Origin of the sequence: Priestia megaterium (genome assembly GCF_009497655.1) — a bacterium.
In the GTDB taxonomy this organism is placed as follows: domain Bacteria; phylum Bacillota; class Bacilli; order Bacillales; family Bacillaceae_H; genus Priestia; species Priestia zanthoxyli.
The window spans coordinates 2,468,356-2,488,433 of record NZ_CP023317.1 but is presented as its reverse complement, the minus strand read 5'-3'; the positions used below and the strand labels follow the sequence as shown (position 1 = coordinate 2,488,433).

The window sequence follows — 20,078 nt, the reverse complement described above, 5'->3', positions numbered from 1 at the left end:
TATAACCGTCCCCTCAAAGGTTATATGCTTGTTATGAAAAACCAACCCGCTTATATATCTCTTCATTTTGCCGATCAGCTCATATAAAAAAAGCTCTCTATTCTTTTGAATAGAGAGCTTTTTTTATTCGTATTTTTTCACTGTTACTTGACATTCTTTTAACGGGATAAGCTTCGACTTTTTCGTCCATTTGTATCCTAACCAAACAATTAAGAATAAAGGAAGTCCGATATAAGAAACAAGTACACCGTACCAGTCAATCGAGTCACCCATAAACGCCGAATAGTTTTGGCCTAAAATAACAACGGCACATAAAATAAAGGCAAAGATAGGGCCAAATGGGAAAAGTTTTGCATGATATGGAAGTTCACTCAAATCATGACCTTGAGCAACAAATGCTCTTCTAAAACGATAGTGGCTGATCGCAATTCCTAACCAAGCAATAAAACCAGACATACCAGAAGCATTAAGTAACCACGTATATACCGCACCGTCTCCAAAAAATGAAGCACCAAATGCAAGTGTACCGACAAGTGCCGTTGCGATTAAGGCATTAACTGGAACGCCTCGTTTATTCACTTTTGCTAAGAACCTTGGTGCTTTTCCATCTTTCGCTAAGTTCCACAGCATACGCGTAGAAGCATACATACCTGAGTTACCAGCAGATAAAACAGCTGTTAAAATAACGGCATTAATCGCTGATGCTGCAAACGCCAGACCTGCTCGTTCGAATATTAAAGTAAACGGACTTACTCTCACGTCATCACTTGCTAATGAATTCGCTGTGTATGGAATAAGCATTCCAATAACAAAAATAGCTAAAATATAAAATAACAAGATGCGCCAGAAGACTTGTTTAACTGCGCGAGGAACCGTTTTTTCCGGATCTTCACTTTCTCCAGCTGCGACTCCAAGCAACTCTGTTCCTTGGAATGAAAAACCAGCTGCCATAAATATACCTAGTACAGTGAAGAATCCACCGTGAATCGGTCCATCACCAAGCGTGAAGTTTTTGAAACCTGGTGCTTCATTGTTAAAGATACCAAAAATCATCATAATACCAATAACTAAAAAGATAATAACCGTTACTACTTTAATTAACGAAAACCAAAATTCAGATTCACCAAATCCTTTTACAGAAAGGTAGTTAAGCCCAAACATAATTAATAAAAACAGGGCACTCCATAAAATAGAAGAAGAGTTCGGGAACCAAAATTTCATAATAAGGGCTCCAGCGGATAATTCAGCTGCAATCGTAATAGCCCAGTTATACCAGTAGTTCCAGCCGAGAGCGAAACCAAAGGATGGATCTACAAAACGAGACGCATACGTACTAAATGAACCAGCTTCAGGCATATAAGCTGCGAGCTCTGCTAGGCTGGTCATCAAAAAGTAAACCATTACGCCAATAATAGCGTAAGCTAAAAGCGCTCCCCCAGGTCCTGCTGTGTGAATTGCTCCACCACTTGCTAGGAATAAGCCGGTTCCGATGGCTCCTCCTAATGAAATCATCGTTAAGTGGCGAGATTTCAACCCACGTTTTAATTCTTGCTGCTCTTGCATAGATAAATACTCCTTTCGAATGTACGGAAAGAGACGGGATAACATAAAAAAAGCCCGCAGTATATGTGCGCGCTTTTAAATCTGAAAACCGCGTCAACCTTCCGTGAAGATAGCTCTTCACATCACTCGCATGATGTGACAGTTCTGTTCCTGTTCGGAGACAGCCCCAGCTTAAATCAACCGAGAAGTGATTTAAACTTCGGCAATTTTTCCTTTCAAGCAACATCCTCAATGTTCTCTGCATTTCCGTTACTTTACTATTAAAAACTGCGACCTCTACCTCATCGATTAGGATGAGGGTTTTTTATATTCAATTGACATAAAAGAAGTATAACAAATACTAAAACGATTGTCATTATAAAAAATAGATTCAGAAAATAGAAACATCTTTGAAATCTCTCGAATCTATTTTGTTACGTATGGTATAATAAACATTGTCTTTATACTACATAAATATCCAAACGTACCACAGGGGGAGCCGCCGTGCTGAGAGTGAACGAAATGTTCAGACCCTTAGAACCTGTTAGTTAACGCTAGCGTAGGAATGTGGGAATAGTAGCATATAGTTGCTTACTCCTGTGTAAACCGTTTGATATGAATGATTCAAAAACAGGAGTGAGAAACGTGAATAAAGCATTACCTTTACAGGCTAAAATTGAAATAGCTATTTTTGCAGCATTGGCACTTCTACTTGACCTTTTGCCTTCCATTAAGATTGCAACGGCTGTAAGTATTTCGTTCTCCATGGTGCCCATTTTTATTATGTGCTTTCGCTGGGGAGTAAAAGGCGGGGCTCTATCTGGTCTATTATGGGGGCTTTTGCAGTTAGCGACAGGAACGGCTTATATTTTAACAGCGCTACAAACATTTATTGAATATATTGTGGCTTTTGCTTTTATAGGTTTTGGAGGTATTTTTTCACAATCTATTAAAACAAATTTAGCTACCAATAACAGATCAAAAGCTTTTGTTTTGATTGTTTTATCCCTTATTATCGGAAGCTTCGCACGTTATTTCTGGCACTTTATTGCTGGTATTATTTTCTGGGGATCGTACGCACCAAAAGGTATGTCCGCTCTGTGGTATTCTTTTTCAATGAACGGTGTTTCAATGGTAGGGTCACTAATAGCCTGCTTAGTCATTCTTTCATTGTTAATTCCATCGGCATCAAGAATGATTGTAACTAAATCACATTCATCATAAGAAAAAAGACTAAATCTACCAAGATTTAGTCTTTTTTTTCATTTGTCACCTTTGTTTACACAAAAGTGTGTCAGGTTTGATAACATAGTTAGTGAAATATTCAAAAAACTGTTTTATGATAGTCAACATATTCAAACGAGATAAGGGATTGATAGCATGCTACAGAAATGGATCACGAGCATAGGTTTAGATATTGGAACAAGCACAACAAAACTGATTGTAAGCAAGCTGTTAATAGCAAATCAACAAAATCAGTTTACGCTGCCAGGCTGTCAAATTATTGATCGTCGCGTAACGTATGCAAGTTCTATCTATACCACACCTATGGTAAACGAGGTTGAAATCGATGTTCAACGATTAACGGTACTACTAGAACAAGAGTACAAGAATGCAGAAATCTCCTTAGATCAAGTGGAGGCGGGCGCTGTGATCATCACAGGAGAAACTGCTAGAAAGCAAAATGCAGAGAGTATCGTTCACTATCTAGCCGAACATGCTGGAGATTTCGTTGTTGCAACAGCCGGTGCTGATTTGGAAGGAATATTGGCGGCAAAAGGATCAGGAGCAATCCAACATTCCGCTGAAACAAATGCAGTAATTGCCAATATTGATGTAGGAGGAGGCACTGCTAACATCGCCTTATGTCAAAATGGAAAAGTGATAGAAACATTTACCCTGCATGTAGGCGGGAGATTAATTCGGCTGAATTCAGACGGTTTTGTAACCTACATTTCACCTTATTTAACTGAATTTTTAAAAAATAATTCTTTAATACTGCGAGAAGGTGAAAAAGCAACATTTGAAAAACTCTCGTCTATCTGTCAATTACTAGCTGAAGAAACCGTGAATTATGTAAAAGCGCTGAAGCAAAATTCCACGCTGCTCGTTTCTCCTCATACAAGATCTTCTATCCAACCAGAAACAATCATGATTTCAGGAGGAGTAGGGGCAATGATGGAGAAGCAGAAGCCAAAAACAGTGAGGAAAGTCGCTGTACATGGAGACATTGGTCCTCTGCTAGCGTATCAGTTTCAATCCATACACGTATCTCAAGCCGCTGAAACAACGCGCGCTACTGTCATTGGGGCCGGCATGCAAAATACAGAAGTTAGCGGATCAACCGTATACATTAAATCAAAGCGGCTGCCGCTAAAAAATATTCCGATTATAGAGATACCCGTACAGCAAGAGGAGGAGTGGAATCCGCAGCTGTTTCAAGAAAGAGCTCGAACGGCATGTATGCAGGCTTCAACTGTTTTCAGCGCAGAAGATCCTCCCGTTGCTATTGCTTTATCTCATTTCCCTTACTGCAGCTATATAATGCTGCAAGAATTAGCAAAAGTAATAAGCGCTGAATTTGGTGCTTGTTTTAAAGGAGCTAAGTGCCTCGTTGTTTTATGCGAGCAGGATATTGCTAAAGCTTTAGGACAAGCACTAGCCAAACAGGAGAAAGAATTAGAAATTATTTGTTTAGATCAAATTGACTTTACCCACGGAGATTATATCGATCTAGGGTTACCCGTAGCTGGAGAGGCAATCTCTGTTTCGATTAAAACACTCGCTTTTTCATCATAATCAACTGAACATACAAGGAGGAAAAGATGTTTAAAACTACCCGGTTGTTAGGAGAAACATTTTCATTTTATAGCTTGAAAGAAATTATGGCCAAAGCAAACGAAGAACGTTCTGGAGATCAGCTCGCACGAGTTAGCGCTGAGTCAATGAAAGAACGAATGGCAGCCAAACAAGTGCTAGCTGATATCACACTTGCTGATATTCGAAATTACCCGCTGCTAAGCGCAGATGAAGACAACGTCTCGGCATTAATCGAAAGTCAGGTTGATTCATCGGTTTACGACATTATTAAAAATTGGACAGTAGGGGAGTTAAGAGAATACATCTTATCTGATGAGCATACCGGAGAAGACCTTCTTGCGCTTAGCAAAGGATTAAACAGCGAAATGATTGCGGCAGCTACTAAAATTATGTCCAATTTAGATTTAATTCAAGGAGCTGCCAAGATAGAAGTGCAAACTACTTGTCAAACGACTATCGGTCAAAAAGGCGTATTGGCTTCAAGAGCCCAGCCTAATCATCCTTCAGATAACTTAAAAGGAATGAGAGCATCTCTCTACGAAGCGTTAAGCTATGGAATTGGAGATGCGGTTATCGGAATTAACCCTGTTATTGATACAACGGATAATATCTACGCGCTTTTAAATGAAACAAAAAATATAATCAACGAATGGTCGATTCCTACTCAAAACTGTGTATTATCACATGTGACGAGCCAAATGAGAGCAATCGAAAAAGGAGCAGCTGCTGACTTGATTTTCCAAAGTTTAGCAGGCACAGAAGCCGGTAATGATTCATTTGGGATTTCACTGTCTATGCTCGATGAAGCGACAGCGTTAATTCATGAAAAAGGGACAGCAAAAGGTCCGAACCGCTGGTATTTTGAAACAGGACAAGGTTCTGAACTGTCAGCAGAAGCCCACTATAATATTGATCAAGTAACGCTCGAAGCTAGATGCTATGGCTTAGCTCGCCACTACAAGCCTTTCTTAGTTAACACGGTTGTTGGATTTATTGGACCTGAATATTTATATAACAGCAAACAAGTCCTGCGAGCTGGGTTAGAAGATCACTTTATGGGCAAAATGCACGGCTTGCCTATGGGAGTAGACGTATGTTACACCAATCACATGGATGCTGATCAAAACGATATGGATAATTTAAGTATGCTTCTAGGAACAGCTGGGGTGAACTTTGTAATAGGAGTGCCCATGGCTGATGACTGCATGCTAAACTATCAGTCTCTTAGTTATCATGATATCGCAACCGTGCGCAATGTACTCGGCCGTACCCCAACTCCGTTATTTCAAAAATGGCTTGAAGATCAGCGTATTATGGAAAACGGACGCTTCACATCAAGAGCTGGAGACCCAACTATTTTTATGAATTTGATTTAAGGAAGGTGCTTACTATGATACCAAAGTCAAATCGCGATCCGCTTGAAACACTGAAACGATTTACCCCTGCCCGCATAGGTGTTGGCCGTACGGGAACAAGGCCGCTAACAAAAGACGTTTTATCTTTTCGCACAGATCATGCCGCAGCCGTAGACTCTGTATACGGCTCAGTTTCAGAAGATATTCTATCTGAGTTTAACCTTTTTTCTGTGAATACACGCGCGGAGTCAAAAGAACATTATTTAAAACGGCCGGATCAAGGGAGGTTATTAGCAGATGGCGCTAAGAAAGAGATTTTAAAAAACTGCGTGCCACAGCCTGATGTACAAGTAGTGGTATCAGATGGACTGAGCGCTAAGGCAATTGAAGAAAACATGAGCGACGTGTATCCTGCTTTAATTGATTCACTGGAGTCATATGGACTTCGTATCGGGACTTCGTTTTTTGTAAAAGGAGGGCGAGTTGCATGTATGGATGAAATTGGTGAAATCATAAAGCCAAAAGCACTTGTGCTATTGATTGGAGAGCGACCTGGGCTGGTCAGTGCTGAATCCATGAGTGCTTACATGTGCTATGAACCTAGCAAAGGCAAAAAAGAGTCTGATCGTATGGTTATTTCTAATATTCATAAAAGAGGAACGCCTCCTATTGAGGCAGCCGCACATATCGGTACCATGATTGACAAAATGATTAAGCAGCAAACAAGCGGTGTACATCTTATTGTCTAAACATCAAAAGGAGGAGAACGTATGGCGTTACAAAAACAATTAAAACCTATTCATTTATGGGCTATTTCAGTTGGTATGGTTATTTCAGGACAATACTTTGGGTGGAACTACGGGTTTGAACAAGGCGGGATTATCGGGCTTGCAATTGCAACCTTAATTGTAACGGTGTTTTACACAACGTTTATGTTCAGCTATGCAGAGCTTTCAACATCTATCCCGCAAGCTGGTGGACCTTCAGCTTATGCAAGAAGAGCACTTGGACCTTTTGGCGGATATATCGCCGGAATTGCATGCTTGCTTGAATTTATTTTTGCTCCTCCTGCTATTGCGGTATCAACAGGAGCATACCTGCACTTTCTTGTCCCAGCCGTTAACCCTGTATATGCAACGGTAGGTGCCTTTATTTTCTTTGTTTTACTAAATTTAATCGGGGTAAAAGAAGTAGCGGTGATTGAGCTTACAGCTACCATTGTTGCACTAATTGGTTTATCTATTTTTTATGTAGCTGGTTTGCCTCATGTACAAACATCAAATATTTTCAACGCTCATTCATTTATTAACGGGCCAACAGGGGTACTAGCGGCTATTCCATTCGCTGTTTGGTTCTATCTTGCAATAGAAGGCGGAGCAATGGCAGCGGAAGAAGTGGAAAACCCTAAGAAAAACATTCCTAAAGGATTTATTGGAGCGATTATTACTCTTGCAACCGCAACGTTGTTTACGCTATTTGTAACAGCAGGACTTGGCGGAGGAAGCGGGAAGCTAGCCGATTATCCACTTCCGCAGGCACTGTCTTCTGTATATGGAAACGGCATTTCAACCGTTGTTGCTATTATCGGGCTATTCGGATTGATTGCTAGTTTAAATGGAATCATCATGGGATTTTCAAGACAAACCTATGCGCTTGCACGAGATGGTTACTTCCCTAAATTTCTTGCTAAAACGAATAAAAAAGGAGTTCCTGTCGGCGGTTTGTTGATTCCGGGAGCAATCGGTGTGATTTGTGCTGGATCTGCCACGTTTGCCAATGCCCTTATTATCTTATCTGTATTCGGAGCAATGATGATGTACTGCATCAGTTTAGTTTCTCTTTTTATTTTACGCAAAAAAGAACCTAACTTGTCTCGTCCTTTTAAAGTAAATTACCCGGTAGTGCCAAGCGTTGCTTTAGTATTAGGGATTCTGTGCTTATACAGCATTATAAAATACAGTGTGCTTACAACAAGTTTAATGCTGTTTGGTGTTTCTCTACCTTTAATGTATGTGATTCTTGGCATTTTCCTTCTTTCAATTATTTACTATGTTTTTTATGGTTCAAGACAGCTTAAAAAAGAGGCATCCAATTCATATCAAGAAGCATCTATTAAATAAGAAGAAAAACGGCTGCTGTAAAGGCAAGCCGTTTTTCTTGTGAAATTAAAGGGTTGAGCGTTTTTTTGTAGAATGATATACTAGGTCTGTTTGTTGGAAGAATATACATACATTTATATTAGATAAAGAAGGGGCAATTATGATGAACAAACGTAATACAATCATTATCACGGTTGTTTCATCTATTCTGTTATCAGCCTGTCAGCAAGAAGAGACAATAAAAGACGGAAATACAATGATAGTAGAAAAAGATGCAAAAAAAGTACTAAATGAACCAAAAACACAGGTAGAAAGCATTCAATCAATTGATTTGAATAAAGAAGCAATGAGCGGAAAATTTATCACAGCCTGGATGACTGATTACTTTTCAGCGTTTGGAAAAGCAGTTGATGACAACTCTTTTAATGATCTAAAAGCTTTTTTGAAAGCGGACAGTTCTTTTTATAAAGAACAGAACCTTCTTGTTGAAAATTTCACACGACAAGGCATCGAGCAGAAGAAGCAAACGTTTCATATTGTCAATTGGTATGAAGAACCTAACCATGTGTTCAAAATACAAACCCACGAGGAAAGCTTATTAAAACAGCCCGGCAAAGATCCTTACAGCAAAGTTTGCGACCGCCTTTATACAGCTGTTTACCAAAACGATACGTTAAAGCTATCGAGTGTAGAACCATTCGACTTTTCATCTAAACCAAATACACACACTGAAACTCCCACTACACAAACAACAGATTTACACGACTACGATGGAAAATGGACCACTGGCAATGATAACGGATCTCCTATCATTCAATTTCTTGCTACATCCAACTCGGAAGCGACGATTAAAATAAATTCGTACCAGCCACCTAGCAAAATCCGCGTGTCAACCGTTGAACAAAAAAATATTCGCTTTGAAAATAACCAAGCCGCCATTGAATATGAAAATGATGGGCAAGGAAATAAAGGAACCATTGTCATTACGCTTAAAGAAAACTCCATTTCGTTACTTGCTAAAACAGTTCAACATAAAAAGGCAAAATGGGGAATTCCAAGCGGTGATTACGTACTCGATACGTTCGAAAATTAAAGATCCTTTTAAGAATAGACTAAATTCGGCATTGAGGAGGACACCTTATGCATAAAAAATGGACGATTGCATTCGTTCTACTGCTGCTAATGGTTTTGACGGCCTGTGAAGAAAAAGAAACAGTTAAGTTATCCAAACCAACCGAACCTTCCTCAGATGAAGTGATTCCAAAAAATCAAGCTAAGTCATCTATCAAGCCTGATCTTGTATCAGAAAAAAAAGCAGAAAAAACTGCAGTTGAGACGATGAATAAAATTTCAAGCACCTATAAAGAATTAGGTGAAGAGTATGAATGGGATAATGAATCTAACCCTGCTGATTATGAAACGTTAAAAAAAGCGCTAACGCCATATGCAACATCATCTTTAATTGCAACAAAGTTAAAAAGTATCTCCACTAACTATTACTGTAAAGAATGTAATATGAGCTTTTTCCCTGATGTTAATCATCTTATTCGATTTGAACTTATTAACAATCACGCCGGGCAATTTTCGGTGTCAGCCATTGAACCAATTAGTAAAGAAGGAAGCGGCGGACTGACCATTTACATGAATTTTAAATACGTTAATAAGCAATGGAAGTTAAATGAATGGGATGAAGTTACCTATCATCAAAAATACCTCAACATTACGGCTGATGAATATATGGAATACGTGAAGTCAATTAATCCTTCTAGTGATATTTCATACCAAGGCGAAACAACCCGCACAAATGAAAAAGGGGAAAAGGAAGAAATCATGGTTTTCAAAGAGAACCATACAAAGTATGCCATCAGCAAAAACAGCTCTCAGCGAATCGACGACTTTAAAGAAGATGAAAAAGAAAAAGAAGAGAAGGAAGAAAAAGAGTTTAATTTAAAAAATATCCCAAAAGTTGATCAAGAAACGGCAGATATTTTTATTGAACATTATTTGCGAGATTTAACAAAGTCCATTAACACAAATAAATTCGAACACGTACAGCCTTATATCCAGCGTGACAGTGTTTTGTGGAATGATCAAAAGCAGCTTGTGAAAATGCTGTATGAAAGAGACATTCGAGAAGAACTTGTTGATTATTCGGTATTAGAGGTTGAACCCGTGAGTGAAGAAGAAGATGATGATGAAACGGTCTATACAATCCAAACAAAAGAAGTTATTTCCATTACAACGAACGGTCAAAGTCAAGAAAAAGAGTATTACCGAACGTATACCGTTTCTTACAGCAACAAACAGCTGCACCTGACTAAAATTGAATCACTTTAAAAAACATCACGCCAAGCGTGATGTTTTTATTTGTAAAGAGGCTCCTTTGAGGACGTCAATCTAATTTACTGATTATCCAAAGTCAGTACCGCTTAAACTTCTAATAGTGTTCTACTGTATAACACAAATAGAATCCTTTAGTTAACTAACGCAAGATAACTCTTCCTTATCAAGCGTTCATATGATAAAGTAGAGTAATAAGCAGAAAATAGAATTTATTTTACATATAATGGATGTTTTTATTAAAATCTTAAAAAAACGGCTTTCTAAATTGAGTTTTGAGAGGTTTTTGAAAAATTTTAATGGTATTTGTTGCGAATGAATAAAAACTCGTTATATTTAATTCTGGTTCGTTTAAAAAGTATATCTTCGTTTTTTATAATTAGGAGGGGTAAAATGGAAGAATTTGAATTGTCGCCTGCGAAAAATTCGTTTCGCCAGCTAAAAGAGCAGTGGGAAGAGGCAGAGCTGTTAGATGAAGATAACAACTTGAATTTAAAGCACGTTTCAGATGAAGAATTTATTCAGCTCTTTTTTTCAATGCGTATTATTAAAAAATCACTTTCTCCTCATACGATCAGATCTTACAATCAAGACATGAAAACGATTCTGTCTTTTTTCTACGAACGAGAGATTACATTAAAATCGATTGGATTTATGGAAGTCAAATTATTTAATGAAGAAATGATAAATCAATATGCCAATCGCACTGCTGCAAGAAAACTAGAATTTTTTAGAAGAATGCTAGAGTTTGGACACGCTACTCATTTTTATCCTTCGCTGTATACGACGTGGATTGAAAAACCATCTATCTCAAAAGGACATTACAGTGATAAGGAAAAACAAAATCGTACCGAATACCGAGAGCTAACCGATCGCGAAGCACAGGTGATTGTAAATGCGTTAGAATCCGTCGTGCGCATTCGCCAGCATGAAAAGGAATTCAAAGCGCGCAATCGCTTAATAGGAATGCTTTTGTATATGAGTGGAATGCGTTCAAGTGAGCTGCTAAGTTTAAATTGGGGAAGCTTCCGCGAAGACCGCCGCGGAAATTTGGTTGTAGATGTGATTGGTAAAGGAAAAAAAGAACGCACTATTCCTGTGTTTGATGATGTGAAAGAAACGCTTTTCACTTATCGGCAAGCGTTAAATGAAAGCACCGAACTAAGTCCTTTTGACACTGAACCGCTTTTTTATTCTATTAAAGAGTATTATCGTACCGGCGAAAAGAAGCGATTATCCTATACAACGTTGTATCGAACGATTAAGTCAGCTGTTTATAAAGTAAAAGGAAACGCGTCTATTTCTCCTCATTGGTTTCGTCATACCTTTATTACAAACAGTTTAGCTAATGACGTTCCGCTTGCGGTTGTGAAACAAGTAGTAGGGCATTCTTCTATTGCTACAACGAACGTTTATCTTGAAAAACTTCAAGAGGATACGGTATACGACGCGTTTCGAAAGTCGGGCTATCGCTAATTACTTATAATATTTTTATGTAAACTAAAAAATATATATTTTCATTTTTACTGCTTATGCGTATGAAATAAGTTGTATAAATGAATAAGTTACTTTTCCTACAATATAATGGTAGAAAGTCGATAAAGGAGGGAGCTACCTATGACGGCTAAACATCCGCTTCACTACCATTTCGGAGAAGTAACGGAGCTTTTTCATTACATATACGAAGTTTGTGAAACAGCAGGTATTTATATTGACTGGAGCGGAACAGCCCAAACCGTTCAGCTATATCGAAGTAAAGAATCTTTTTTATCCGGAGAACGCTACATCGGAGCGATTCAATATGAAGGGAGCAATCAGTTTCAAAAAAGATGGCCTTCTACCGTCAGTTTGAGATTTCGACGTGCAAACTTGTCGTTTATTTTAAAATATTGTTTAGAACAAATTGAAGACTACCGCAAAGACACAAATAAAGAACCCTTCATTAATCCAAATGCAGAATCCATCGCGTTTAAATTCACCTCTTTAACAGATGAAACCAAACAAGTGATTTCAAAAATTAAAGAAGTATTATGTATTGCCAACTACGTATAAAACCCCGCAGAATGTTACCTGTGGGGTTTTGGGTATTTAACGCAGGTTTTCTGCGTCTTGAAGCAATTGTTCGGCGCGGAGTTCAAGTTTTTGTAAAGTGTCGGTATAAATCTTTACCTGCTGCTCGTTTAGCTGGGACGTTAATTCGGAAAATACCTGTTCTACAGCAGGCGTCACTTCTGTTTTTAAACGCAGGCCGTCTTCTGTTATTTGAATAAAAAACGAGCGGCGATCTTCTGGATTTCTAACACGCTGAATCCAATTTTGTTTTTCTAGTAAATCTAAAATTTTAGTCAGCGTCGCTTGATCTTTATCTGCTCGCTCAGCTAATTGCTTCTGTGTACTATATTCAGCTTCTGATACGCGCTTTAAAACGGTCCACTGTTCTGGCGTAATCCCAAAAGGACGTAAGTGTGCGGCAACGACTCTGCTTAAGCGCTTACTTGTACGAACGGTGGGAATGCCGAATATTTCTTCTAACGATTCCATATAAAACCTCCTGCATATATACCTGCTGTGATTATATCAGCTGTTTTTATTTCTGTAAATTTGTTTGTAAAGGTGATCCTTTATAAAAATAAATTTACACAATAAATCGCAAATACACTAGACTTATTGTGTGTATCCTTGTAATCTAGTGTAAGAATAGTTAAACTTTTTCAAAAACAGTAGGGGGTACACACATCCATGATTAAAGCGGTTTTTTTCGACCTAGATGACACGCTACTTTGGGATCAAAAAAGCGTAAAAGAAGCATTCGTTGCAACATGTACATATGCAAGTGAAAAATATAATCTAAAACCTGAAGAACTAGAAGAAGCGGTGCGTAAGGAAGCAAGAGAATTATATGCTTCGTATGAAACCTATGAATTTACGCAAATGATTGGCATTAATCCATTTGAAGGGTTATGGGGAAATTTTTTAGACGATCATGATGAATTCCGCAAAATGAAAGATATTGTTCCTACTTATCGCAAAGAAGCTTGGACTCGAGGCCTTCGTGCTCTAGGAATTCACGACGATGCTTTTGGAGCGGAATTAGCTGAACGTTTTCCTTTAGAGCGCCGCAAAACACCGTTTGTATACGAAGAAACGTTTGAAGTGCTTGATCAATTAAAAGGAAAGTACAAGCTGCTGCTGTTAACAAACGGTTCACCTGACTTACAAAATACCAAATTAGATATTACATCAGAACTAGTTCCATATTTTGATGAGATTGTGATTTCAGGGGCATTTGGCCGGGGTAAGCCTGATCCATCTATTTTCGACCATGCTTTATCACTTATGGATTTAAAGAAAGATGAAGCGATCATGGTTGGAGATAATTTAATGACAGATATACTGGGTTCTTCTCGCGTTGGAATGAAATCTGTATGGATTAATCGTCACGATAAAGAGCGAAATGAAGTCATTCCTACTTATGAAATTACCCATTTAAGTGAACTGCATTCAATTTTAGATGAACTAAATTCGTAATACGAACAAACAAAAAGAGGCGTAAATCGTCTCTTTTTTTGTTGTAAAAACAAGAACAAAAGTCTCTGAAAGTCCTATATCCGTTCCAAATCTCACTGACTTCAGTCACTTTTTCTTCTTCCTGCATAATAAACCAATCTTATCCTCGATTCCCAGATAAATACCATGTAGCATAGTATATAGACTAGTCATTGGAGGAATAACATGAAGAAAATAGTTACCAGAAGCCTTGTAGCGGCTGTTTTGTTCACAAGTCTCGCCGCTTGTGAAGACAAACAAGGCGATACGCACGTCACTTACAAAAACCCTCAACCTAAACATGCCCCTGGAGCAGACACCATTTCAGCAACAGATGAAACGATGGCGCCTGTAAGCAGGGTAGCGACAGAAGATGAAACCGATGATCGATTAGCATTTGGCGAACAATCAAAACACGGTCAATATTATGTTTCACAACGGATGCACAATTTTATCCTGTTAAAGGAGCTAAACAAGAGTATTAATTACATATAGAAAAAACGCCTTTCTTTTGTTTTATAGAAAAAGAAAGTAGACATTAAACGTGTTAATGTAGTCAATTTTAAAAAGAACGTGTATCATTGTAAGTGCTGGTAACAAAAGTTGGACATAAAATGTGGATAAAAAGTTACGAGAAAGGAAAAGGTGCGTACATCACGTTAAAGACATATGAATCATAAACATACAAAAACAAATACTGAATTCAGTAATAAAAAAATAAACATGCATTTAAATAGAAAACTATCAGCGGCTATCATAGCTGCCTTTCTTTTTGCTTTGCTTTTTTGTTTTATACCAGGGATAAAAGAGTCAATTCCCAATTTTACTATAAAGAAAAACAGTTCGCATTTCAGCGAATTATTTCCTTTATACCTTTTATTTTTTACACCCTTCTTTTTAATAATGGGGACGTTAGGCACGGTTATCGTTGATTTATTAGTCAGTGCTTTTGTAAAAGACCGTAGTAAAAAAATTGATTTTATCATGTCATTCATATTTCACGCCATTTTTGGGTTATTAATGTTTGAATTCGGAATGTTGGGCGTCATTCTTATTTTTATTGTGGATCGCCTTCTTTCAATCCGTAAAGAAAACTATTCTTATTTATATCCACTGGGTTGCTTAGTACTGTCGGCCATTATTGGAACTCTCGTCTACTTCATTTTTACTATCGTTTAATAAAAAAATAATAAAAAAGAGACCCAATTGTTAGACTATATCTAACTTTTCAGGGTCTCTTTTTTGTTTTTTCTTGAAAGTTTGATTTATTTACTATGCTAACGTTTGATAAATCAAAAAGATATTTAAACAAATGACTAATGCAGCTATCACCCAAGCTACAGTAGTTGTTGCTTTATGATTAACCAACCCGCCCATGATTTTTTTATTACTTGTAAACATGATAAGAGGTACAAGCGCAAATGCAATTCCGAACGATAAAATAACTTGACTGACAACTAGTGCACTTGTTGGATTTACGCCAAGTCCGATAATCAAAAGCGGCGGAATAATTGTAATGAAACGACGAAGATATAAAGGAATTCTGCGTTTAATAAATCCTTGCATGATGACATCTCCAGACATTGTTCCGACCGAAGAACTTGAAAGTCCTGAAGATAATAATCCAACACCGAACGCAATAGCTGCAAAAGGACCAATTAAATGTTCAAATTGTGTAAAAGCCACGTCCAAATCTTGCACGTTTAGTCCGTTTTTAAAGAATAGAGCGGCTGCGACAATCAGCATGCTTGCATTAATTGCACCAGCGATAATCATGGCAATCACAATATCGATAAATTCAAAGCGGAAAATCGCTTTTTTCTCCGATTCTGTAGTTCCTACCACGCGGCGCTGCGTAAGAGCTGAGTGCAAATAAATCGCGTGCGGCATAACTGTAGCACCTAAAATCCCAGAAGCTAACAGCACGCTGTCTGTCCCGTGAAACTGAGGGACAAATAAGCCCTGGACAACACTTGCGCCGTCTGGATGCGCAAGAAACATTTGAGTCCCAAAAGCTAATACCACAATAAAAACCATTGCCGCAATCGCTGCTTCTAGCAGTCGAACACCTCGTCTTTGTAACTCTAAAATAGCAAAAGAACCTACCGCTGCGATGAGTGCAGCTGGGAACAAAGGAATATGAAATAATAAATAAATTCCAAGAGCAGCCCCAATAAATTCTGCTAAATCCGTCGCCATAATGACTAATTCCCCTTGGATCCAAAGCCCAAAAGAAACGAAGGACGGGAAGTGTTCCTGTGCTATCTCGGGTAAATTCAAGCCTGTTGCAATACCTAATTTAGCTGATAACGATTGAATTAAGACAGCCATTAAGTTAGAAATTAATACAACCCAAAGCAACATGTATCCGTATTGAGAGCCTGCTGCGATGTTAGTAGCAAAATTACCTGGGTCAATATAAGCAACCGCTGCGATAAAGGCAGGCCCTAAGAAAGGTAATAATCGCTTAATTCCTTTTGTTTTACCCGACAATACGTCTTGAGCACTTAGCTGCATAGCTGATAATGCTTTACTGCCGTTTTGATCTTTCATGTCTAGTGCTCCTTTCTTTGATGAACAATAAATAGCCCAAGCTAATTTTTTTATATGAAGTATAAAATGTTTCCTTAATGCAAATTATATGCTAGTAAAGGTTCTTTTGACAATAAAAAAGTTTAGCAAAAAATATAAATCATCTTCAGCTGTTTTTTATCCCGTTTGGCACAATTCTTTAAATGCACACCCGTGACAGGAGGAAGGCGTATCTGCTTGAGGGAAATGCTCAAGCGGAAGAGGTTGATTTACCTCTGAGTGTTCCAAAAAAGTTTTCATATAGTCAATGCTTGTATCGACTTGCCGAAGAACAGCTTCAATTTCGTGAAGAGTAAGCTGATACGTACGCGCACTGCCTGAAAGCAAGTATTCGTTTCGGACTTTTATCTGATCAACGGAAATATTATATTCAGCTAGCACGTAGAGAGCGTAAATTGCCAGTTGAAACAAATCATCTTTTGTTTGTTTACTTGTTTTCCAATCAACAATCGTAAATTCGTCTGTGACTGGATTTTTAAAAAGGGAATGAAAAGGCGCATATACTTTATGGTCATACACATTTATAGAACGAAACGACTGAGGAGAATCTACTTCTAAAGAAGGTGAAGACACCACGTCGCAAAACGATTTACTTTGTAAAAAGTTATGTACACAAATGTGTACCCGCTTTTGCATGTCTTTAAGATCTTTTTTAGAAATATAGCCGTTTTCGTAGAATTCTAAAAGCATCTTATACTGAGCAGGCTTATGATACCAAAGCTCTCCATAGTCAGTAGAATCACGCAGTGCGTTATTTAGTAGCTGCTGTACTTTCTTCACTAAATTTTGTTCACCCGGGACAATCTGTGTAGATGTATAGTCAGAAATGGATTCTGTAATCACCTGACGGACGGCTTGTCCTGCGTACATAGATAAAGTAGAAACCTTTTTTAAACGATAAGCGCTTTGAGACTGTGCAGAAGCGCTGTCAAGCCATCCGTTGTGTGAGACATAATAATGATATGCATACTTTCGTTTGCACTGTGTGATCATTTTATGCCTGGAATAGGACCATGAAAATTCAGGGAAATCAGTGATTTGAAACAAGCTATTCACATCCTTTTTCAAAAACTGCGCATAGGTTGGTCTATTAGTGTATTCGTATATGAGTTAAAATAGACTAAAAATGTAGAGAGTGAATAGCTACGCATGCATATTATTTTGTGGATTCTTGCGAAATATGTATAAATAGAAAAAACTATTTAAAAATGGGTTGCTTTTTTCTATGGCAGATGTTACATTAATAAAGCGATGAGCTAATTTGTGTAAGTCGAAGGACATGCTTTCGAGCTAAACGTGTGAATGTGGTCACACGGTCCCCGCCACAAACGCATCAAAGACGTCCTGCGTGGACGTCTTTTTCATTTTATAAAAAAGGGAGCATATTGCTCTCTTTTTTTGTAATAACTTTTTGATCCCTTCTATAATTTCTGCCCCTTTTATTTACTGCAGCTAAACTTACTGTATTTGCACATTTGCCGCATATTGCATTGTTCCTCTTGTAGAGTTAATCACGATATCTACAACGTAAAAACCTTGATTTTCAGGAATCTTAAATTCATTATTTTTGACAAACAGCTTGGTTTTTTCACCGTTATTTTTCCATATATGCACGCTCACGCCGCGAATATAAGCGCCGTCTAGGTTGGAAAAATGGAGCTTAACCAATTGTTGCTGCTTTAAAGGGATACTTTTTTGCTGCGATATGTATGTATATAAATCATATACATTTATTTCTTTTTTTGTTGTTGAACGGCCGTTTGACCAGTTAATAGAACCTTTGTGAAGGTGATAGGTATGTTCGTTGACCGCAAGCGCAGCTTCAGGTTTGTTTTGATCGTATTCTTCCTCTAGAAAGAAAGCACTGTTCTTAAGTAAAAGTAAGAAGAACACCGTAACAGCTCCTAGACCGCTTAAGACATATACACCACATTTTGCGGGTTGTACTTTCATAATAATTTCCTTTCACAGACCAATAATTAAGGAGGATAGGTACATAAAATTTCCACTTTTTCTATTCTAAACGATTACAAGTGAAATTACATTTATTGCTTTCTTTCTTCACAAAAAACAGGATAATAGTCATGTGTTTTCTATAAAAGATCCCCTTAGATCAAAATCAACCCCGCAGAAAAGGAAAATAAATGGAAATTAAAAGAGGGAATCTAAAAAATTTACAGAAGTTGATAAGTGATTTAAAATTATACAGAGGAAAAAAGCATTTCAAAAAAAGGGAGATTAGTAGGTTTTTTGTTCTACTTCCACTTCTTAAAAAGTCGTATTTTTCGTAAGAAACTGTAAAGTTATATTTTATAAAGGTGAACCAATACATATACAAACAAAAGGGACACAAAAAAGGGGGATCAGCATGGAAATTAGAGAACTAGAATTACATGATGCTGCAAACTTTGTAGATTTGCTTAAACAGATTGAAGAAGAAAGTAAGTTTATGCTGTTCGAAAGCGGAGAGCGAAAGCTGAGTACGGATCAGCAGGAGAAAAACATCGAAATCTTTAAGCAACAGCCAAACTCTACGATTATTGTAGCAGAAGAAAGCGAGATGCTTGTGGGATATATAGCTGCAACAGGGGGTGAAGCTAACCGAAACGCTCACATCGCTGCTCTGACATTAGGTATTCGAAAAACGTTTCAAAATCAAGGGATTGGTACGGCTTTATTCGCTGCGCTTGAGGAATGGGCAAGAGAACACCATATTCACCGTCTTGAGCTCACAGTCGCTGTACAGCATGAAAAGGCTCTTTCTTTATATGATAAAGTAGGATTCGAAATTGAAGGAACGAAAAAACATTCCCTGCGAATTGGCGGTTTGTTTATTGATGAGTACTATATGTCTAAATTGCTGAATTAAAAAGAAACGACGTTTAAAGACGCCGTTTCTTTTTTTAGCTTCCTCTATAAATTTGGTATCCCCACGGTGATACAAGCAAAGGGATGTGATAATGTTCTTGTTCAGAAGACAATCCGACTCGAACAGAAACTTGATTTAAAAAGGGCGGATTTGTTGTTTGGACTTCTTGTTTTTTATAGTATTCCCCAATATGGAACAAAAGTTCATAATCTCCTGATTCAAACGCTTCAGAAGAGAAGAGCGGGTTTGCTAATCTTCCGTCTTCATTTGTAGTACCATGAGAAAGCTTTATTCGTTTACTTTCTGACTGGATGTGATAGAAATCAACTTTGACGAAAGCAGCCGGACATCCGTGAGTGAGGTCTAAAATATGCGTTGTAATTTTAGTCATGCTCGTTTCTTTGTCTCCTTATCTTCAGTAATTTTATCAGTTAAACGAAAGAAAGCAATTTTATATACTTCTTCTAACGCTGTAGCAAACTCCGTTTGTTTGGTATTCTGTAAGCGACTTTGCATTGCCTCGTAAATATCTTCTTTTTGTTTACCTCGTACTGCCAAAATAAAAGGGAAAGGAAACTTTTCCATATACATTCCATTAAGAGAAGAAAACTGTTCATACTCATTTTGTGTTAAGTTTTGTAAGCCTGCTTTTGTTTGTTCTTCAGTAGAAGCAGATGTCATAGCGATATTTTCACCTAGATTTGGATGAGCTTTCAGCAACTTAAGCTGTTTTTCTACAGATGCTTGCGCTACAATTTCTTTCATCTTTCCGTGAAGTTGTTCAACGGACGAGAAAGGGCGCTTAGAATAAGCCTCTTCTGCAACCCAAGGTGAATGTTCAAATATATCACCAACTAATGAGACAAAATGCTGCTTGCTAAGCTGATTTACATACTGCACAGATACATTATTCAT

The 20,078-nt window shown here is 37.8% G+C and carries 20 protein-coding genes and 2 riboswitches; of the genes, 13 read left to right on the top strand and 7 right to left on the bottom strand.

Annotated elements, in window-relative coordinates:
* Positions 1-123: 123 nt before the first annotated feature.
* Positions 124-1,563, bottom strand: a complete 1,440-nt coding sequence (locus CEQ83_RS12455; RefSeq protein ID WP_047750873.1) for an amino acid permease — start codon at positions 1,561-1,563, stop codon at positions 124-126.
* Positions 1,564-1,665: 102 nt separating this feature from the next.
* Positions 1,666-1,850, bottom strand: a riboswitch (Lysine riboswitch).
* A 174-nt stretch (positions 1,851-2,024) separates the two neighbouring features.
* Positions 2,025-2,125, top strand: a riboswitch (TPP riboswitch).
* Between the two features lie 32 nt (positions 2,126-2,157).
* On the opposite strand from CEQ83_RS12455, the gene thiT reads away from it, so the two are divergent.
* From thiT to CEQ83_RS12410, 9 genes are all read left to right on the top strand, one after another.
* Positions 2,158-2,766, top strand: a complete 609-nt coding sequence (gene thiT / locus CEQ83_RS12450) for an energy-coupled thiamine transporter ThiT (RefSeq protein WP_098113183.1) — start codon at positions 2,158-2,160, stop codon at positions 2,764-2,766.
* A 156-nt stretch (positions 2,767-2,922) separates the two neighbouring features.
* Positions 2,923-4,341: an ethanolamine ammonia-lyase reactivating factor EutA gene (locus tag CEQ83_RS12445; protein ID WP_098113029.1), complete on the top strand. Its 1,419-nt coding sequence runs from the start codon at positions 2,923-2,925 to the stop codon at positions 4,339-4,341.
* 26 nt (positions 4,342-4,367) lie between these two features.
* Complete coding sequence (locus CEQ83_RS12440) at positions 4,368-5,738, top strand: ethanolamine ammonia-lyase subunit EutB (RefSeq protein WP_098113028.1); 1,371 nt, start codon at positions 4,368-4,370, stop codon at positions 5,736-5,738.
* 14 nt (positions 5,739-5,752) lie between these two features.
* Positions 5,753-6,466: an ethanolamine ammonia-lyase subunit EutC gene (gene eutC / locus CEQ83_RS12435; protein WP_098113027.1), complete on the top strand. Its 714-nt coding sequence runs from the start codon at positions 5,753-5,755 to the stop codon at positions 6,464-6,466.
* A gap of 21 nt (positions 6,467-6,487) precedes the next feature.
* Positions 6,488-7,837, top strand: a complete 1,350-nt coding sequence (gene eat / locus CEQ83_RS12430) for an ethanolamine permease (protein WP_028413174.1) — start codon at positions 6,488-6,490, stop codon at positions 7,835-7,837.
* 142 nt (positions 7,838-7,979) lie between these two features.
* Positions 7,980-8,909, top strand: a complete 930-nt coding sequence (locus CEQ83_RS12425; RefSeq protein WP_223546630.1) for a TcaA NTF2-like domain-containing protein — start codon at positions 7,980-7,982, stop codon at positions 8,907-8,909.
* Between the two features lie 47 nt (positions 8,910-8,956).
* Positions 8,957-10,153: a TcaA NTF2-like domain-containing protein gene (locus CEQ83_RS12420; RefSeq protein ID WP_155017288.1), complete on the top strand. Its 1,197-nt coding sequence runs from the start codon at positions 8,957-8,959 to the stop codon at positions 10,151-10,153.
* Between the two features lie 396 nt (positions 10,154-10,549).
* Positions 10,550-11,632: a tyrosine-type recombinase/integrase gene (locus tag CEQ83_RS12415; protein ID WP_028413177.1), complete on the top strand. Its 1,083-nt coding sequence runs from the start codon at positions 10,550-10,552 to the stop codon at positions 11,630-11,632.
* A gap of 141 nt (positions 11,633-11,773) precedes the next feature.
* A complete protein-coding gene (locus CEQ83_RS12410) occupies positions 11,774-12,208 on the top strand; it encodes a hypothetical protein (protein WP_013083346.1) in 435 nt (144 codons plus the stop codon).
* A 36-nt stretch (positions 12,209-12,244) separates the two neighbouring features.
* Here the strand turns inward: CEQ83_RS12410 and CEQ83_RS12405 are convergent, their stop codons facing one another.
* A complete protein-coding gene (locus CEQ83_RS12405; protein WP_028413178.1) occupies positions 12,245-12,697 on the bottom strand; it encodes a MarR family winged helix-turn-helix transcriptional regulator in 453 nt (150 codons plus the stop codon).
* Between the two features lie 198 nt (positions 12,698-12,895).
* Here CEQ83_RS12405 and CEQ83_RS12400 point away from each other — a divergent pair, with 198 nt between their 5' ends.
* The 3 genes from CEQ83_RS12400 (at position 12,896) to CEQ83_RS12390 (ending at position 14,881) form a co-directional block, all read left to right on the top strand.
* Positions 12,896-13,684 (top strand): HAD family hydrolase, encoded by a 789-nt coding sequence (locus CEQ83_RS12400; protein ID WP_013057222.1) that lies wholly within the window; start codon positions 12,896-12,898, stop codon positions 13,682-13,684.
* Positions 13,685-13,888: 204 nt separating this feature from the next.
* The gene (locus tag CEQ83_RS12395) at positions 13,889-14,197 is read left to right on the top strand and encodes a hypothetical protein (protein WP_223546629.1); all 309 of its coding nucleotides are present in this window, start codon (positions 13,889-13,891) and stop codon (positions 14,195-14,197) included.
* A gap of 174 nt (positions 14,198-14,371) precedes the next feature.
* Positions 14,372-14,881, top strand: coding sequence for a hypothetical protein (locus CEQ83_RS12390; RefSeq protein ID WP_098999375.1), 510 nt, complete (start codon positions 14,372-14,374; stop codon positions 14,879-14,881).
* Between the two features lie 93 nt (positions 14,882-14,974).
* Here the strand turns inward: CEQ83_RS12390 and CEQ83_RS12385 are convergent, their stop codons facing one another.
* From CEQ83_RS12385 to CEQ83_RS12375, 3 genes are all read right to left on the bottom strand, one after another.
* Positions 14,975-16,255, bottom strand: coding sequence for an Nramp family divalent metal transporter (locus CEQ83_RS12385; RefSeq protein WP_098113024.1), 1,281 nt, complete (start codon positions 16,253-16,255; stop codon positions 14,975-14,977).
* 156 nt (positions 16,256-16,411) lie between these two features.
* Entirely contained in the window at positions 16,412-17,350 is a 939-nt protein-coding gene (locus CEQ83_RS12380; RefSeq protein WP_228123064.1) for a PD-(D/E)XK nuclease family protein, read from the bottom strand.
* 402 nt (positions 17,351-17,752) lie between these two features.
* Positions 17,753-18,247, bottom strand: coding sequence for a hypothetical protein (locus CEQ83_RS12375; RefSeq protein WP_098113022.1), 495 nt, complete (start codon positions 18,245-18,247; stop codon positions 17,753-17,755).
* Positions 18,248-18,662: 415 nt separating this feature from the next.
* On the opposite strand from CEQ83_RS12375, the gene CEQ83_RS12370 reads away from it, so the two are divergent.
* Entirely contained in the window at positions 18,663-19,163 is a 501-nt protein-coding gene (locus tag CEQ83_RS12370) for a GNAT family N-acetyltransferase (protein WP_028413183.1), read from the top strand.
* A gap of 34 nt (positions 19,164-19,197) precedes the next feature.
* On the opposite strand, the gene uraH is transcribed toward CEQ83_RS12370, so the two are convergent.
* Both uraH and uraD read right to left on the bottom strand, forming a co-directional pair.
* The gene (uraH, locus tag CEQ83_RS12365) at positions 19,198-19,554 is read right to left on the bottom strand and encodes a hydroxyisourate hydrolase (RefSeq protein ID WP_033579098.1); all 357 of its coding nucleotides are present in this window, start codon (positions 19,552-19,554) and stop codon (positions 19,198-19,200) included.
* A complete protein-coding gene (gene uraD / locus CEQ83_RS12360) occupies positions 19,551-20,078 on the bottom strand; it encodes a 2-oxo-4-hydroxy-4-carboxy-5-ureidoimidazoline decarboxylase (RefSeq protein ID WP_028413185.1) in 528 nt (175 codons plus the stop codon). Before uraD ends, uraH begins: the two co-directional genes overlap by 4 nt.

Bases quoted from the DNA above. Each gene is read 5' to 3' on its own strand.
- CEQ83_RS12455 (WP_047750873.1), bottom strand. From the start codon at position 1,563: ATGCAAGAGCAGCAAGAATTAAAACGTGGGTTGAAATCTCGCCACTTA.
- thiT (WP_098113183.1), top strand. From the start codon at position 2,158: ATGAATGATTCAAAAACAGGAGTGAGAAACGTGAATAAAGCATTACCT.
- CEQ83_RS12445 (WP_098113029.1), top strand. From the start codon at position 2,923: ATGCTACAGAAATGGATCACGAGCATAGGTTTAGATATTGGAACAAGC.
- CEQ83_RS12440 (WP_098113028.1), top strand. From the start codon at position 4,368: ATGTTTAAAACTACCCGGTTGTTAGGAGAAACATTTTCATTTTATAGC.
- eutC (WP_098113027.1), top strand. From the start codon at position 5,753: ATGATACCAAAGTCAAATCGCGATCCGCTTGAAACACTGAAACGATTT.
- eat (WP_028413174.1), top strand. From the start codon at position 6,488: ATGGCGTTACAAAAACAATTAAAACCTATTCATTTATGGGCTATTTCA.
- CEQ83_RS12425 (WP_223546630.1), top strand. From the start codon at position 7,980: ATGAACAAACGTAATACAATCATTATCACGGTTGTTTCATCTATTCTG.
- CEQ83_RS12420 (WP_155017288.1), top strand. From the start codon at position 8,957: ATGCATAAAAAATGGACGATTGCATTCGTTCTACTGCTGCTAATGGTT.
- CEQ83_RS12415 (WP_028413177.1), top strand. From the start codon at position 10,550: ATGGAAGAATTTGAATTGTCGCCTGCGAAAAATTCGTTTCGCCAGCTA.
- CEQ83_RS12410 (WP_013083346.1), top strand. From the start codon at position 11,774: ATGACGGCTAAACATCCGCTTCACTACCATTTCGGAGAAGTAACGGAG.
- CEQ83_RS12405 (WP_028413178.1), bottom strand. From the start codon at position 12,697: ATGGAATCGTTAGAAGAAATATTCGGCATTCCCACCGTTCGTACAAGT.
- CEQ83_RS12400 (WP_013057222.1), top strand. From the start codon at position 12,896: ATGATTAAAGCGGTTTTTTTCGACCTAGATGACACGCTACTTTGGGAT.
- CEQ83_RS12395 (WP_223546629.1), top strand. From the start codon at position 13,889: ATGAAGAAAATAGTTACCAGAAGCCTTGTAGCGGCTGTTTTGTTCACA.
- CEQ83_RS12390 (WP_098999375.1), top strand. From the start codon at position 14,372: ATGAATCATAAACATACAAAAACAAATACTGAATTCAGTAATAAAAAA.
- CEQ83_RS12385 (WP_098113024.1), bottom strand. From the start codon at position 16,255: ATGAAAGATCAAAACGGCAGTAAAGCATTATCAGCTATGCAGCTAAGT.
- CEQ83_RS12375 (WP_098113022.1), bottom strand. From the start codon at position 18,247: ATGAAAGTACAACCCGCAAAATGTGGTGTATATGTCTTAAGCGGTCTA.
- CEQ83_RS12370 (WP_028413183.1), top strand. From the start codon at position 18,663: ATGGAAATTAGAGAACTAGAATTACATGATGCTGCAAACTTTGTAGAT.
- uraH (WP_033579098.1), bottom strand. From the start codon at position 19,554: ATGACTAAAATTACAACGCATATTTTAGACCTCACTCACGGATGTCCG.
- uraD (WP_028413185.1), bottom strand. From the start codon at position 20,078: ATGAATAATGTATCTGTGCAGTATGTAAATCAGCTTAGCAAGCAGCAT.